This window comes from Sulfitobacter sp., from assembly GCF_036960155.1.
GTDB lineage: Bacteria > Pseudomonadota > Alphaproteobacteria > Rhodobacterales > Rhodobacteraceae > Sulfitobacter.
The window spans coordinates 23,486-38,980 of record NZ_JBALWB010000022.1 but is presented as its reverse complement, the minus strand read 5'-3'; the positions used below and the strand labels follow the sequence as shown (position 1 = coordinate 38,980).

Below are 15,495 nucleotides of genomic sequence, written 5' to 3'. Positions count from 1 at the left end.
TTTGTCGTGTGTCTATTTGGCGGTTGTGAGCCGTTTGCAGGTTTAGTGTTCGCCATGCGCCAGAACTCCAACTGGTTTGATGCCTGCAACTTCGCTCAAGGGTTCGACTACCCCAAAATAAAGCTCTGCATCGACGTTACCAGTGTTTTCCCAATAGCCAGTAGCACCGTTGGCTAGGTTGCTGCCGTTATGTTCTGTCAGAGTGATTGGCGTTGCGATATCTGAGCGATGCTCTTGCACTTCGCCTGACCATACAAATGCCTGCAATGGTTCGCCCGGTCCTGTAAAATCGGGGAATATTCCGCCAGGAGCAATCGTTGTGCGGTAAGTCGTCAGCGCCCAGCCTGCACCGTAGGCACCAGCAAAATGGGCACCAAGGTCGACAACGCCCAAAAGGTCGTGCTGAGCACCGATAGCAACGGGAAGATCAAATTTGACGTGGGCTGGCATCGGATCGACAACGACAGCTGCAAAATCTTTGGCAACGGGTTGTACGTCGAAAGCTATTAGATGCACTGTTTCGGTGCCTGCATTGTGCCACCAATGGGCCAGTTCACCGGTCTCTTTGGCCAATCCGCCAGTCTTATGAAGGATCGGTTTGTTTTCGAGGCTGGAGTATTCGTAGATTTCGCCGGATGCGACCGTAAACATTGCCGGACGGTTCGAATGCTCGTGGATCGGAACAACTCCGTCAGGTCCACCGATGGCCCAGAAACGCGTGCGCAGATTGCGTCCGGCCAGTTCAGGAATGCCCTCAGCCCCAAGCGGCTGGGTCGCAATCACTACTGGCTTAAGTTTTTCCCCTTTTGTGGGTCCGGTTAGGCCAAGAATGTCTTTGGTTTTGACGTCTGACAGGTCGTAGGCAACAGCTGCACCAGCCACGCCGATTGCAAGAGCGGTAATCATGTAGAACGGTTTCATGTGATGGTCCTTTTTTACGTGCTTTAGCTATTCAATGGGCTGTCCAGCCGCCATCAACTGGCAGGGCTGAACCGGTGATAGATTTTGCGCCGTCTGAGCATAGGAAAACGGCAACGGCGGCCATTTCTTCTACTGTTGCAAATTGCTTGGTTGGTTGTGCGGCCAACAGGACATCGCGCTTGACCTGTTCTTCGGTCATGCCGCGTGCTTTTGCCGTGTCTGGTATTTGTTTTTCCACAAGAGGCGTCCAGACATAGCCAGGACAGATCGCATTGACTGTCACGCCATGTTCAGCAGCCTCTAATGCGACAGTCTTTGTTAAGCCAATGATACCGTGTTTTGCTGCGACGTAGGCTGATTTGAAGGGAGACGCGACCAACCCGTGCGCGGACGCAATGTTAATGATGCGGCCCCAACCACGTTCCTTCATGCCGCCAACAACGGCTTTGGTAGTGTAGAAAGCAGCAGAGAGGTTCAGGTTGATGATCGCTTGCCATTTATCGTCAGGAAAATCCTCAACTGGGGAGACAAACTGAATGCCTGCATTGTTGACCAACACATCGATCTTGCCAAAGGTTTCCTCGGCTAACGCAATCAGCTCTGCGGCACCTTCTGGTGTCATCATATTGGCGTGTGAATAGATCGCCTTTATACCATGATCGGTTTCGAGGCTTTTACGTGCCTGTTCAACCTCTTCGGGCGCTTCGATACCGTTCATCACGATATTCATCCCCGAAGCGGCGAGACCATTGGCGATGCCTAGGCCAATGCCGCTGGAGGATCCTGTGACGACTGCAGTTTTTGTTTCGTTCATTTTGGTACTCCGTATGTAGATGATGACTGAGACGAGGCCCAATACTGGGCAACGCCAATGATTTATTGGTTGCGATTTATACCGGGCGGTTGAGGGGGCGGGCGGCGATCAACGATGCGGCTGTGACTGCAAGGAGAAGGTATACAGCGCTGTTCCATCCGCTTGCCGTGAATACGCGTCCGATCACGGCGGCGCCCACTAGACCGCCAAAGTAGTAGCTGGTCAGATACAGCCCACTCGCTGTTGCCCTGTCTGCCGTCGCAACGGTGCCGATCTGACCCGATACAACCGCTTGGGCACAAAACGTACCAACACCAATTGCGGCGAGCCCCAGTATCAACAGGGTGAGGGAACTGGTGAGGAGGGCGAGGAGACCGAAGAATGCCATTGTCATCGACATCACGAAAGCGATGTAGGTGCCACGACTTGAAACCATCTTACCCGCTAAAGGCGTTGTAAAAACCGCGGGAAGGAAGACCAAATAGACCAGACCAAGCTGGTTTCCACTGAGAGAGAATGGCGCCGCCGACAGGACAAAATTAACATATGTGAATACGGACAAGAAAATGAACAGGATCAAGAAGCCTAGCACGAAACTGGCCTGTAGGCGGGGATTGGTTAGATGGATTTTCCAAACTTGCATGACCGATGGACCATCCGAATTGGACGTTCGCGGGGCTGTCTTGGCAAGGCACAAATAGGCGAGCAGGGCGCCAGCGAGATTGAGTAGAGCAAAAAGCCAAAAGCTGATTGAAAGACCAAACCAATCAGCAAAATTTGCCGCCATTAATCGACCGATGAGGTTCGAGAGAACATTACCAGTGATATATGCGGCCATAGCACCGGCGGCCTCAGCTGCACTGCATTCTTCTGCCAGATAGCTCATGGTGAGGGTGAAGGCCGTGGCCATGAGGGCTCCTTGGGCAATGCGCAACCATGTGAAGAGGGTCAAGTCGTCTACAAAACCAAGCAGGGATGTCGGGATGGACAGCAAAGCAAGGCTTAGCCAGATGCCCTTGACGCGGTCGATGCGCCGGCTCAACAGCGCCACGATCAGACCAGCTGCAGCCATTCCAAACGTAGATGCATTCACGGCTAGACCCATGGATGCAGGATCGGTGCCAAAGTAGGTGGTCAGTTGTGGGAGAATTGCTTGAGAGCCGAAGAGGTCAATCAAGGTCAGAAAACTGAGTAGGCCAATTGTTATAGTTCTCGAAAACATCGCGCGCCAATCCCAAAAAAGGACAGCGCATCGGCGCTGCTTACGCTTACTTCGATGCTTGGTTGATCATAAACGTTACAGAAAATCGTTTTGAGAACGATTTATTCAGTCTTCGGGAGTACGCGAAGCTAGAATCGCGGCAACTAGATCCTCAGGAACCCTTTCAAGGGTGGCCTTTTCTTCTTCTAAAAGGGCCGCTGTCGCTGCCAATGCTTTACGGTAGTCGGCTAAATATCTCCGGCACGATTTGCACACTTTCAGATGCGTCTCAAAAAGTCGCCGTTTGGAGGCAGGTAGCTCGTCTTCAAGATAGGCGAGAATGAAGTCTTCGAATACTTCGCAGGTAATCATGCCAGGAAGTCTGAATAACACTCCTTGAATACGCCGCCTGCCACGTTCTATCAGCGCGTTCATAATGCACCCCTTGAAATCAACGGTTCAAGTTGCTTTTTTAAGGCAGCCCGTGCACGGTGGAGCCTTACGCGGACATTGGCTTCGGTCACACCCAATATTTTAGCCACTTCTACAGTTGATATTCCTTCGATGTCCCGGAGGACCAAAACAAGTCGGTAGGTCTCAGGCAGTGAATTAATTTCGCTTCGGACGATGGTAAATGTTTGTTGAGACGTCAGCTTTGTCTCAGGAGTGTCCCAAGTAACAGCTTCGGTGACAATGCGGCATCCATTTGTATCGAACTTTGGCGATAACCCATCAAGAGACTGTTCATTCAAACGTCTAAATTTCCGCAGAACCATCAAGGCTTCGTTGACGACAATCCGGTGCATCCAGGTTCTTAGAGAAGCTCGTTTCTCAAACCCTTTAAGACCCTTGTGGATGTTTGCGAACGCACACTGAACAGCATCCTCGGCCTTCGCCTTATCGCTCAGCATTCTGTTGGCAAGCGCCAGCATCCAACTGATATTCTCTCGAACCAGCTTTTCGAACGCCACGGAGGCCTCATCGTCTTGAGAACTGCTAGAGCTTAGACCGTGGGTGTCTGGTTGTTCTGTCAAAGAGACCTTCTTCCGGCGTTTGTTCCTACCCCCCTTACGCTAATTGAGGCACCGTTAAAGAAGCTTGTTGCTCTCGAATTGTAAACTCTGTTCAACTTAATGTGATGCAAAAAGAGATCTCATGGCTGGTCAAATTCAGCCATGAGTTGAAAAGCCGTGCTGGCGAAGTGTGAGGTCACGACGTTTTTTTGGTGCCGTGTTCAGCTGCGGCGTTGATACAAGAATCCCAAAGTTGCGCCATAGGCCAGATGTGCGACTAAAGACGCTATCATCGTTTTACCAAACCCAAAGAAAAAGGCCCCGCCAGATAACGGCACCAAAACGATCCCGGCGATGGCCCATAAGGCAACTCCCCATAACACACCAGTGCCGGTTGCTGGGCGTAGTTTAAGAATGGTGCAGATCAAGATGAATCCGATAGGAAAGGCGATCAGTCCAGTTGCGTAGTGGAGGATTTCTCCAAGCCACAGATAGGAACTGTCTAGGCCAAGTATCGCACAAATCATGGCGGCAGGCTTCATCGGTCCCCCAAGAACCAACCGAGCGACACCTTCCATAAAGATTGTTAGGACAATGGTCGCGCCAATGCCCGCTATGAGCCAATTACTGCGTTCCTGCCAGATAGTCTTAATGAGTTGAGACATGCTCTTTTTCCTTCGTGTTATCAATTTTTAGGGTTCTGTCAGGTTTCCAACGCTTTCGAAGAACCTACTATACTTAGATGTACGGAGGCGGTCAAAGGTTACAGGCGGGAATTAGAAAAGGCGATGAGAAGACGCTGCAGTGGCCGATCTGGGCCTTATCCCAAGACCTCATGCCTTGTCGTACTTCGCTAGATCATTCCTGATGTTGAATCATGCGTAACGTTTGGAGAGTTGCAGCATCTAACAATTAAACGCCCAAAAGCATTTGTGAGGTCAACCATGTCAAAAGCTATTAATAAGAGCAGTGCGCCGAAGAAAGCCAAATCAGGTTTTGCCATGACTTCGAAAGAAGAATCTGAAACCGCGATGTCTGCCGCTTCAAAGGGTTTTTCTGAATTTGCGACCTACACTTCGTTGAGTGGCCCGTTCCTTATGCAGTCGAGCCAGGTCGCGATGTACTCAGTTGAAAAGCTGATCAACCTTCAATCTGACGCCGTGAGCCGATCTTTTAACGACATACAAGGTTTGGTTGAAAAGAAGAGCAGCCCGACCCCAGAAGTGGCAAAAGAAGCATTTCGGCTGATTGTTGACAGATCGACGGAGCATGTTTTAACCACGTTCGTGGCAACACAAGAGATGCATAAAACCTATCTTGATCTGATGGAGAGACACCTTCAAACTTTCCTTGGTTCGCGAACTGAATAATCCAAGAAGTGAGGATGCCCAACTGGTAAGCTGGCTGACGTGCCCGTATCTGAGAGCTGCGGGCGCTGAGCGGTATGCATCCGACGAAGAAGTCATTCCCCTTTTTTAACTAGAATCGGCCGATAAGATGCTATTGTTTTATATTACGCGACGGAACTTGATCATATCTTCTGCTGGCAACTTTTGTGCAACCCAAAGGAACCTAGAACAGTGACAGGATTTTTAATTGTCTGCGTGGTTACCGTTGGGTACTCAATGATCGCGCAGCGCCTTTCGTCTTCTGTGCTGACTGCGCCGATGGTCTTTATCTCTGTTGGTGTTGCTTTGTCCCTGACAGGCCTCCTGTCTGAGCATGATATGGAAGTGCTGCTGCACCCCGTGGCAGAGGTCGCTCTTGTTATACTTTTGTTTTTGGACGCCGCCCAAATCGACTTGGTCGCGCTCAGGAAAAAGCATGTCTGGCCAACACGGATGTTGTTGATTGGCCTGCCCACATCGATCGCTATTGGTTCTATGGTTGGCTTTTTCCTTTTTCCGGCATGGCCTTTTGCCGCTGTTGCTTTGGCTGCGGCGATCTTGGCACCTACGGATGCAGCACTTGGTCAGGCTGTTGTGACCAATCCCAATGTTCCTTTGCGCCCACGTCGTGCACTAACGGTTGAGAGTGGGTTGAACGATGGATTGGCACTGCCAGTTGTCCTGTTTTTCGCCAGTCTGACGGAAGCAGAAAGTGCTGCAAACGGCAGCGAGTGGTTGATCTTTGGTGCTAAACAAATTTTGCTCGGGCCTTTGGTTGGCGGCTTGTTTGGAGCATTTGGCGGATGGGTTCTGCTGCGTGCAAAGGCGCATGGTACAACCTCCGAGATTTACGAAGGCGTTGGCGCGCTGGCGTTGGCGGGTGCGGCCTATCTTGCCGCGGTTCAAGTCGGTGGCAACGGATTTATCTCAGCCTTTGTTGCGGGCTTGGCATTTGGTGGTATCGTCAAGGGTGCGTGTAAGTTCATCTTTGAGTTCACTGAAAGTGAAGGCCAGCTGCTGGCTTGGGCGGCATTCTTGTTACTAGGTGCTGCACTGGTGCCTGACGCGGTAGCGCATCTCACTTGGCAAATGCTCACGCTGATCTTGCTGAGCCTATTTGTGGTACGCCCCGTTGCTATTTGGCTCTCCCTCATTGGGACAGATGCCGCGCCCATAACAAGACTATTCTTTGGCTGGTTTGGACCACGAGGATTGGCGACCGCGCTTTTCGCATTGTTGGTTGTTGATCAAATATCCCATGAATTTGGCGAGCAGATTTTACACATTGCCGTGAACGCGGTGTGGATAAGTGCTTTGTTGCATGGATTTAGTGCCGCTCCTGCTGCCAAATGGTACGGTGCAAAAACTGCGGACATGGGTGATGTGGCTGAGACACAAACAGTTGAGGCAACTGCAAAGCCAATCATTACTAAAAATAAATGACAGATAACAAAGACATGACAGGGACAGCTATGACTAAAACAGCCATCTACAAATTAAGTGCACTTGCAGACAGAAAACCCGAATACGCGCTTGTTGGCGAGGTGGATCTGGTAGTGGTTCGTTTCGATGATGAGATTTCAGTGTTTTACGGGCGTTGCTTGCACCGCGGAGCGCTGATGTCGGATGGGCATGTCCGCGGAAACGATCTTATTTGTGGAGTTCACAATTGGGATTATCGATTGGACACTGGTGTGTCGGCGTATGCCAACGAAGAAAAGTTGCCCAAGTTTAAGTCATGGGTTGATGGGGATGACATTTGCGTTGATGCGGATGAGATCAACGCATGGGGTCAGAAAAACCCGCAGCCCTACAACAGGGATGCCTATTTGGGGCTTTATGCCAATAGCAGCCACGGCACAGAGGAAGAACCCTATACGGGGTTGATCCAGCAATATGCACGCAGCGGCCTGACCAAGACAGGACATCACGGTGCGATGACTTCGATGGGTGTGCCGCGCACTGAATTACCTAATTGGGATGATATTCAGATTGTAACTGCTCAATTGGCCAAGCCCCCTTTGTTGGATACCGATACTGTCGGAACCGAAGTGATAATCGGACCAAATGCGAAAAAACCGCTACGTCTCGAAATCCCTTTGTTTGTCTCTGACATGTCGTTTGGTGCCTTGTCTGAAACGGCCAAGGTGGCATTGGCGACAGGGGCCGAAATGGCAGGTACAGGCATTTGTTCTGGCGAAGGCGGTATGCTGCCCGAAGAACAGGCCGCCAACAGCCGCTATTTCTATGAACTGGCCTCGGCGCGTTTTGGATTTAGCTGGGACAAGCTGGACCACGTACAGGCCTTTCATTTCAAAGGCGGGCAGGGGGCCAAGACAGGCACAGGGGGTCACCTTCCTGGTGCTAAAGTGCAGGGTAAAATTGCAGAAGTCCGCGGGCTTGAGGCAGGTACCGCTGCGGTGTCGCCACCTCGTTTCCCAGAATGGACTGAAACCAGCCAGATCAAAGAATTTGCCGACGAGGTGCGCGAGCGCACAGGCGGCATTCCGATCGGCTATAAGCTGAGTGCGCAGCACATCGAAAAAGACATCGATGCCGCGTTAGAGGTCGGTGTGGATTACATCATCTTGGATGGGCGCGGGGGCGGCACAGGTGCCGCACCCATTATCTTCCGCGACAACATCTCTGTTCCAACCATTCCGGCCCTCGCCCGTGCCCGGGCGCATCTGGATAAACTGGGCCGTGGCGATATTTCTTTGGTCATCACGGGGGGGTTGCGAACACCTGCCGATTTCATCAAAGCCATGGCGTTGGGGGCAGACGCAATTGCAGTGTCTAATTCAGCCATGCAGGCGATAGGTTGCTTGGCGATGCGCGCTTGTGATACCAACAACTGCCCCGTCGGCATCGCAACACAAAAGCCGCATTTGGTCAGCCGTTTGCTGGTAGATCGATCAGCACAGCAACTTGCTAATTTCTTTGGTGCCTCTACCGAACTTATGCAAGTTATGGCACGGGCCTGCGGCCATGATCATGTGTCAAAGTTCAACCGGGATGACCTGACCACTTGGAAACGGGACATGGCAGATTTGTCTGGCGTTGCATTTGGCGGCATCGCATGACCCAAGCTGAAGCTATTTTGATGGCGCTACGCATCTGGGGCAGCATCGGCGCTCTAGTCGCTGCTGTGTTCCTGACCATCGGCATGGATAGAATAGATGAAGATGCCCAAGGCTCGTATGTTTTTCGTCCCTTGATCATTCCCGGCGTGCTGGTGATTTGGCCTTTGGTCTTATGGCGCTGGTACGTCTATGAGACGCAGACCGAAGTGCTTGATCGCCGATATGCCCCGCCTCGCAAGGCGCATTTTGCGATTGGGATGATAATGCCGTTAGGCATTGCAGTGATTATTTTCGCAGGTCTGAATATCCGTCAGACATGGCCTGCCGATATTGAACCGGTCCGCCTTTCAGCACCAGCAGAGGTGACCCAATGAGCGTTAAATACATTCCCGTTCAATGGAACAACAACAAGTGGTTCTATGATGGCGTGATGCTGCTGGGCGTCGCTATCTTTCTGTACATTTTCCTCTATGCATCTCCTGATATTCTCAGTCATGAGCGACCAATCAACGCACAAGTACACAACGCGAGGGCCTTTGGCGCCTGTGCGTTTGTGATGTTGACGGTGATCTTGTGTATCGGGCCCTTGGCTAGGCTGGATAAGCGATTTTTACCGTTGCTTTACAATAGGCGCCATTTTGGTGTGATGACGACCTTTGTCGCGATCACCCATGCCTCATATATTGTCGGTTGGTATTTTGCCTTCTCATCATCGAACAAATACGAAGCTTTGCTATTTGCCAACACAAGCTATGGGCAGCTCTCTGGTTTTCCTTTTGAAATCTTCGGCATTTTCACTCTTGGTGTTTTGATCATTTTGGCCGCGACGAGTCACGATTTCTGGATGAAGTTCCTGACAGCGCCAGTGTGGAAACGTATCCACTATCTGATTTATCCAGCGTACTTGTCGGTGGTTGCACATGTCAGTTTAGGCATCCTGCAAGATCAGCAAAAGCACGCTTTCACCGCAATCTTTATTGGTGGTGCAGCTGTTGTTGGTGTGTTGCACCTGTTGGCGGCCTTGCATGAACGGCGTCAGGACAAATCGATCACCGCACAGGCAGGGACATGGATTGATGTCTGTGATGTCAGTGAAATGACCGATGGGTTTGCCAAAATCAAACTGCTGCCTGACGGGAAACGCGTCGCAGTGTTTCTGATGGAAGGGCAGTTAAGTGCCATTTCAAATGCTTGTGCGCACCAGAACGGTCCCTTGGGTGAAGGTCGAATTATCGATTGTCTAGTGACCTGCCCGTGGCACGGTTTTCAATATAATGTGCGCAATGGGCAATCGCCCGCTCCGTTCACAGAAAAAGTTCCAACCTATAATTTGCGTCTGCAGGGCACATCCGTTCAGGTGGATCCAAACGCCAATCCTCCGGGAACTCCAGTTGATCCTGTCCCGTCACCTATTCACTCGCAAGTGGAGGGCACGGCATGAGCGATAAAAATACACCTTTCTTTGTAGGTTATCTTGCTGCTCCGGGGGCATTGCGCCGCTTTTTGATTGCGATTTGCGTCGTGTTTATCGCGGGCTTCTCGGCTCTTGGCCTTACACTGGGTGTCGCGCAAGACGATCCCGGCCCGGGAGCGTTTCGGTTTGATTACGGACGCCAGACCGTCACAGGAGTGATTGAACTGACGCCATATCCCTTGGTGCGTGTGACCAAGGGGAATGACCGGATCAAACCCGGGACAACATTGATGCTTTCAGGGCAGGGCAAAAGCAGCGTCGACAAACGTGCGATCCCGCTTGATGGAAAGTTAGCCAAAGTATCCGGTGTAATTTTACAGCGCGGCGATTTGAACATGTTGCAGCTTCGTGGAGGCGCGCGTGGTATTTCGGAAGTTGAAGGGGCATCACCGCCGCAACAGACCGAACCACTGGGCCGCTGGAAGCTCGCGGGTGAGATTTGTGATGGAAAATGCCTAGCGGGTGCCATGCGCCCGGGGCGTGGTTTGGCCCATAAGGCTTGTGCAAACCTTTGCCTGCTTGGTGGGGTGCCACCAGTCTTTGTCTCAACTCAAGCTGTTGACGGGTCGGAGTTCTTGCTGATCACCGGACCTGATGGAGAGGCACTGCCGAAATCGGCGTATGACAATGTTGGCCAGTTCATCTCCGTTGATGGCGAAGTTGAACGGCGCGGCGATTTATTGGTGTTTAGAATGGACCCCGAAACATTGGAGGTACTGGAATAATGCGCCGTATTATCACCATGGCAATCGTAGCATTTATAGCAACGATTATGTTCTACATCTCGCGCTTTTGGTTCCTTTCACTCTGGCCACGATCCGGCCTTTTTGGTGTTGAACAATTGCGGCCCCAAGGAGGACTGTTGGCGCGATGGCTGCGCGGCACTGATGCGGCTCCATTTGAGCTGATTATTTGGGCCACGGGCTGTTTCATTGTGCTGACCTTTACCCAAAAACTCTACGACCGCCTGACGGCAGTATCTGATACAGGAGAAGACCATGACTGAAGAAAACCTTGACTGGATCAGCGTTGGACATATCGACGATTTGCCCGAAGGCCGTGTGAAAACGGTGACCGCGCGGACAACTTCAATCTGTCTTGTGCACTTTGATGGGCAGTGGGCTGCAATGAACAACCACTGTCCGCACCAACGCGGGCCATTGGGCGAAGGGTCGATCGAAAAAGGTATTGATGACAAATGCTGGATCCGCTGTCCTTGGCATGGTTGGGACTTTGATCCGCTGACGGGCAAACCACCCGGTGGACACGAAGATAGCGGGCAAGATACCTATCCCGTCGACATCCGCGATGGTGAGATTTTTGTGGGCATTGAGGCCGAGCCTCCCCATGAGCGGACGGTGACGGACGTCATGGTCGACACACTTGCGAACTGGGGTGTGCAATCTGTGTTTGGTATGGTTGGCCATTCCAACCTTGGCTTATCAGATGCGATCCGCCTTTCTGTAGCTGACGGGAAAATGTCTTACTACGGCATCCGCCATGAGGGTGCAGCAGCGTTTGCGGCCTCTGCTTATGGTAAGCTGACAGGCATGCCGGCGGCGTGTCTAACCATCGCAGGACCGGGTGCAACCAATCTGCTCACGGGTCTGTGGGACGCCAAAGTTGACCGCGCGCCAGTATTGGCGCTGACGGGTCAGGTCCAAACCCAAGTTATGGGACCGGGGGCATTTCAGGACATCGACTTGCTGTCAGCGTTTGCTGCTGTGACGGCATTTTCCCAGCCTGTTTTGGGTAGTTCAAACCACGCTGAGCTTGCGTCACTAGCGTGCAAGACAGCCATAGTGGAACAGAACGTTGCGCATCTGATTTTCCCTGATGATGTTCAGACCAACTTGTCTGATCAAACACCGGGCGCGCCTGAAGGCCGCATGACGCAAGCACCGGTTCTGCCAGCACCTAGTGAGATCGCAAAAGCAGTTGAGATGATCAAAGGCGCAAAGCGTCCGATGGTCGTTGTAGGGCATGGCGCTTATGCACACCGCGACGACGTCATTGCCTTGGCCGAAGCGCTTGGTACGCCTGTTGTCACAACGTTCAAAGCAAAAGGGCTTGTCCCTGACAGCCATCCAAACGCAGCTGGGGTGCTGGGCCGCTCAGGCACGCCCATCGCAAGCTGGTTTATGAACGAGGCTGATCTAATAATTGCGCTCGGGACCAGCTTTTCCAATCACACAGGTATTGAGGCGAGCAAACCAATTATCCAAGTTGATCATGAACGTATGCAACTTGGTAAATTCCATCCTGTGGCACTGCCCATATGGGGTGATGTTGGTGCATTCTGTGATGCATTGCGCGACGCGGATTGTATAAACCCTGTCGCTGAAAACCAAGTTTCTGAATTGGCCGGTCGTTGGGACATTTGGCGGCGCGAAAAGCAGACGCGCCTTCAGGAAAATTTGGGTAAAGGCATCCACTCTTTTGCGATATTTGAGGCGCTTGGTCGTCTGGTACCTGACAACACGATCTTTGCTGTCGACGTCGGCAACAACACCTATTCCTTTGGTCGCTATTTGGAGACGAAGGGCAGCCAGCGGGTGCTGATGTCGGGCTATCTTGGTTCCATTGGTTTTGGCCTACCAGCTGCGATGGGTGCTTGGGCAGCAACACAAGATAAGGCTGATCTCAAGGGCTGCAAGGTTGTTTCAATTTCTGGCGATGGGGGCTTTGGCCAATACCCGATGGAGTTCACGACCGTCGTTAAATATGGCATGGATATCACTCATATCCTCTTACATAACGGCGAACTTGGCAAGATATCCAAAGAGCAGAAGTCAGGCGAATGGCCTGTGTGGGAGACCAACTTACAGAACCCCGGTTTTGCAGCCTTCGCTCGTTTGTGTGGGGGGCACGGTATCAAGGTAACGGATCCATCCGCAATTGAAGCAGCTATCAAGGAGGCGTTGGATTACAAAGGTCCGGCGCTTGTGGAGGTTATGACCGATGCTGATTTGGTGTAACAGCAGCTGCGGAGCTGGTGCATGACTGGTGCGCTCGCGCTTTTGTTTTTGTTGACGGTGACACTTGCGATTGTGCGGGTGGCTGGCGTGGCTTTGCGGCTGACTGGTTTGCCGCAGCCTGTTGCGCGATTCCAGGCAACGTCGGCTTTGACTGGAACTGGGTTCACCACCTCTGAAGCCGAAGGAACAATGCATCATCCGGTGCGCAGGCGTATCCTAACATTGCTCATGTTTGCGGGGCACTTGGGGCTTGTTTCACTGACCTCTACGGTGATCTTGACCATGACGTCGACACAAAGCAGCTACGGCGCGTTTGGTCAAATTGTTGCTATGTTAGCAGCGGTTGGTGTGATCTGCGCGTTGGCTACAAGTAAAACGTTGGACAAAATCATGTGCGATTGGATCGGTCGTTTGCTGACTCAGTTGGGGTGGATCACCTCACTTCCGTATGAGATTTTGTATGAAAACACGGATGGGTACCAACTTGGGGAGCACATCATTAAATCGCAGGTTGAACTAGGGGATGATGTGCAATTTGTCTCCTACAACGGATCAATTTTGAAATCCAAGATGCCTACGATGTTGTCTATTGGGGATCGGATTGTGCTGTATGCCAAGCAATCGGACCACCTTGTTTGGGCAAAGATGGGCTCGTTTGATGCTGAGGATGTTTCAGTATGATCCATTTGAAACGCCTTCTCCTCCTTACAATTTTGACAGCGCTCGCCGCATGTAGTTCGGCACGTGTTCTGGCTCCGACGCCAAATATATTTGCTGATGGTGCATACCCCCAAAGCGAAATTTCACCTGCTTATCAAACTGCTCAGTCTGAGATTTTTTTTATCACTGACCGCAACGCGACACGACACGATGGTTTGCTGTCCTATGGGCACGAGCGTTCAAGTTCCATGGCTTTTGGTGCATCTACCGTTGCCTTTGGAGAAAATCAGGATTGGCAATCTTTGAGCACTGCCAGTGGTCTGGTTAAACGGGATGAGGAAATAAAGCTCAGCATCATCCAAAATCGAGAGATTTTACGATTTGATAAAACCCCAACGCCGTTTGATATCGTGAATGGCACGCCTGTCCGTAGGCCTAAGGCCATAGCGTCCTACAACCGTAAGCGCGATGAGTTTCAAGCTCAGATACGTGAGCAAATGCGGCTGGCTGGCAAAAACGAAGTTGTCATTTTTGTGCCAGGATTTAACAATTCCTTTGAGGATGGGCTCTTCTCCCTCGCTGATATTTGGCATTTCAGTGGCCGGCGTGCTGTGCCGATCCTCTATTCTTGGCCGTCCGGGGCAGGGGGGGTATTTGGCTATTTCAAGGACCGGGAATCTGGCGAATTTACGGTCTTTCATTTTAAAGAGTTTCTGTTGCAGCTGTCCCAGATCCCGGAACTGCGCAAGATCCATATCGTGGCTCACAGCAGGGGAACTGATGTGACCACCACGGCATTGCGTGAACTGATCATCGCTGTGCGCAACCAAGGCAAAAATCCCAAAAAAGTTCTCAAAATCTCAAATCTGATCATGGCAGCACCCGATCTGGATTTTGCTGTTGTACGCCAACGGTTGATTGCAGAGGGCTTCGGCGCCGCAATGGGCCAAACCACAGTCTATATGAACAGAGGCGACAGCGCCCTTGGGATATCGCAACGCCTGATGGCCGGGCAACGGTTTGGGACATTGACGCAAGGCCGACTAAAAGAAGCTGACAAAGAGATATTCTCAGAAGTCAAAACGGTGAGTTTTGTAAACGTAGAGGGCGTAAAGGGCCTGACTGGGCACGCCTATTATCGAACCAATCGAAATGTATTGTCTGATATTGCTAGGATTATCCGGGAAAGCCCGCGACCTGGTTCAAAATTGCGCCCGCTGACCCGTCTTCAGGGGAATTTTTGGAACATGTCCAAAGAGTACCCCTTTTGATGGAAAATCTTGGACAATACTGCACTCATAAACAGACGGGACTAAAATGACTGACAAGCGGCTTATAATGATAACAGGCCAAATCGGGCTTTTGGCGGCAATACTGGTCGGAATCGGTGAATTCCTGCTGCACTATGACAGCTTGGCGCGGTACACTGATACCTTTGCGTTTTTCAATGGCGTGACCCGCGAACGTGCGACGATCGGGCATTTCTTTGGCGTTCTTGGCGCGCCGCTTTATGTCGTGGGTGCTTATCATATCTACCTGATGTTGCGGCCCGCAAACGAAACGGCGGCACGTATTGCCGGGTTTGTGATGGCGTATGGATGTATCGTCGGTGCTGTCTGGATCGGATCACGTGCAACGGCTGTTGAACTGGTCGCAGCAGGCGGCATCGAAGAACAGCTGGCGCTTTATGAATTGCGTTATGAGAGCCTGTTGCAGGTTGTACGCGCTGCGGTGCTGGTATTGTCAGTCATCTTTATCTGGCTTTGTGTCACTGGCCGGTCGCACTACCCGCGCATGATGGCAGTGCTAAACCCGATCTTTTTGATCATCGTCTCTTTCATCATCTTTTTCACTGTCCCGTCGATAGGTAAATTTATGATGCCTATTGCTTTGAATGTGGCCTATTTCGTCATGTTCTCAGTGTCGCTTTTTGTTGCATCTAATCTTAATAATGAGGGCTGAA

Annotated in this window: 17 protein-coding genes; 11 read left to right on the top strand and 6 right to left on the bottom strand. The window is 51.5% G+C overall.

What is annotated here, in order from left to right:
* Positions 1 to 42: 42 nt before the first annotated feature.
* The 6 genes from V7775_RS23585 to V7775_RS23560 all read right to left on the bottom strand — a co-directional run bounded on the left by V7775_RS23585 (position 43) and on the right by V7775_RS23560 (position 4,614).
* Positions 43 to 921, bottom strand: a complete 879-nt coding sequence (locus V7775_RS23585; protein WP_335754393.1) for a hypothetical protein — start codon at positions 919 to 921, stop codon at positions 43 to 45.
* 31 nt (positions 922 to 952) lie between these two features.
* The gene (locus tag V7775_RS23580) at positions 953 to 1,735 is read right to left on the bottom strand and encodes a 3-hydroxybutyrate dehydrogenase (RefSeq protein WP_335754392.1); all 783 of its coding nucleotides are present in this window, start codon (positions 1,733 to 1,735) and stop codon (positions 953 to 955) included.
* A 76-nt stretch (positions 1,736 to 1,811) separates the two neighbouring features.
* Positions 1,812 to 2,957 (bottom strand): MFS transporter, encoded by a 1,146-nt coding sequence (locus V7775_RS23575; RefSeq protein ID WP_335754391.1) that lies wholly within the window; start codon positions 2,955 to 2,957, stop codon positions 1,812 to 1,814.
* 105 nt (positions 2,958 to 3,062) lie between these two features.
* Positions 3,063 to 3,371, bottom strand: a complete 309-nt coding sequence (locus tag V7775_RS23570; RefSeq protein ID WP_335754390.1) for an anti-sigma factor family protein — start codon at positions 3,369 to 3,371, stop codon at positions 3,063 to 3,065.
* Positions 3,368 to 3,970 carry an RNA polymerase sigma factor gene (locus V7775_RS23565; RefSeq protein ID WP_335754389.1) on the bottom strand — a complete coding sequence of 201 codons (603 nt, stop codon included), beginning with the start codon at positions 3,968 to 3,970 and terminating at the stop codon, positions 3,368 to 3,370. Before V7775_RS23565 ends, V7775_RS23570 begins: the two co-directional genes overlap by 4 nt.
* A 200-nt stretch (positions 3,971 to 4,170) precedes the next feature.
* Positions 4,171 to 4,614, bottom strand: coding sequence for a DUF6789 family protein (locus V7775_RS23560; protein ID WP_335754388.1), 444 nt, complete (start codon positions 4,612 to 4,614; stop codon positions 4,171 to 4,173).
* 279 nt (positions 4,615 to 4,893) lie between these two features.
* Between V7775_RS23560 and V7775_RS23555 the strand changes: the two genes are divergently transcribed.
* The 11 genes from V7775_RS23555 to V7775_RS23505 all read left to right on the top strand — a co-directional run bounded on the left by V7775_RS23555 (position 4,894) and on the right by V7775_RS23505 (position 15,494).
* Entirely contained in the window at positions 4,894 to 5,319 is a 426-nt protein-coding gene (locus tag V7775_RS23555) for a hypothetical protein (protein WP_335754387.1), read from the top strand.
* Between the two features lie 210 nt (positions 5,320 to 5,529).
* The gene (locus tag V7775_RS23550; RefSeq protein ID WP_335754386.1) at positions 5,530 to 6,780 is read left to right on the top strand and encodes a cation:proton antiporter domain-containing protein; all 1,251 of its coding nucleotides are present in this window, start codon (positions 5,530 to 5,532) and stop codon (positions 6,778 to 6,780) included.
* Positions 6,781 to 6,809: 29 nt separating this feature from the next.
* Positions 6,810 to 8,420, top strand: a complete 1,611-nt coding sequence (locus V7775_RS23545; RefSeq protein ID WP_335754385.1) for a glutamate synthase-related protein — start codon at positions 6,810 to 6,812, stop codon at positions 8,418 to 8,420.
* On the top strand, positions 8,417 to 8,794 hold the full coding sequence (locus V7775_RS23540; RefSeq protein ID WP_335754384.1) for a hypothetical protein: 378 nt from the start codon (positions 8,417 to 8,419) through the stop codon (positions 8,792 to 8,794). Before V7775_RS23545 ends, V7775_RS23540 begins: the two co-directional genes overlap by 4 nt.
* On the top strand, positions 8,791 to 9,861 hold the full coding sequence (locus tag V7775_RS23535) for a Rieske 2Fe-2S domain-containing protein (RefSeq protein WP_335754383.1): 1,071 nt from the start codon (positions 8,791 to 8,793) through the stop codon (positions 9,859 to 9,861). Before V7775_RS23540 ends, V7775_RS23535 begins: the two co-directional genes overlap by 4 nt.
* A complete protein-coding gene (locus V7775_RS23530) occupies positions 9,858 to 10,619 on the top strand; it encodes a hypothetical protein (protein ID WP_335754382.1) in 762 nt (253 codons plus the stop codon). Before V7775_RS23535 ends, V7775_RS23530 begins: the two co-directional genes overlap by 4 nt.
* Positions 10,619 to 10,900 carry a hypothetical protein gene (locus V7775_RS23525; protein WP_335754381.1) on the top strand — a complete coding sequence of 94 codons (282 nt, stop codon included), beginning with the start codon at positions 10,619 to 10,621 and terminating at the stop codon, positions 10,898 to 10,900. Before V7775_RS23530 ends, V7775_RS23525 begins: the two co-directional genes overlap by 1 nt.
* Complete coding sequence (locus V7775_RS23520) at positions 10,893 to 12,872, top strand: thiamine pyrophosphate-dependent enzyme (protein ID WP_335754380.1); 1,980 nt, start codon at positions 10,893 to 10,895, stop codon at positions 12,870 to 12,872. The genes V7775_RS23525 and V7775_RS23520 overlap by 8 nt, the downstream gene beginning before the upstream one ends.
* Before the next feature lie 21 nt (positions 12,873 to 12,893).
* A complete protein-coding gene (locus V7775_RS23515) occupies positions 12,894 to 13,553 on the top strand; it encodes a hypothetical protein (protein ID WP_335754379.1) in 660 nt (219 codons plus the stop codon).
* The gene (locus V7775_RS23510) at positions 13,550 to 14,803 is read left to right on the top strand and encodes an alpha/beta hydrolase (RefSeq protein WP_335754378.1); all 1,254 of its coding nucleotides are present in this window, start codon (positions 13,550 to 13,552) and stop codon (positions 14,801 to 14,803) included. The genes V7775_RS23515 and V7775_RS23510 overlap by 4 nt, the downstream gene beginning before the upstream one ends.
* A 46-nt stretch (positions 14,804 to 14,849) precedes the next feature.
* Complete coding sequence (locus tag V7775_RS23505) at positions 14,850 to 15,494, top strand: DUF6796 family protein (protein WP_335754377.1); 645 nt, start codon at positions 14,850 to 14,852, stop codon at positions 15,492 to 15,494.
* Position 15,495: the final 1 nt, after the last annotated feature.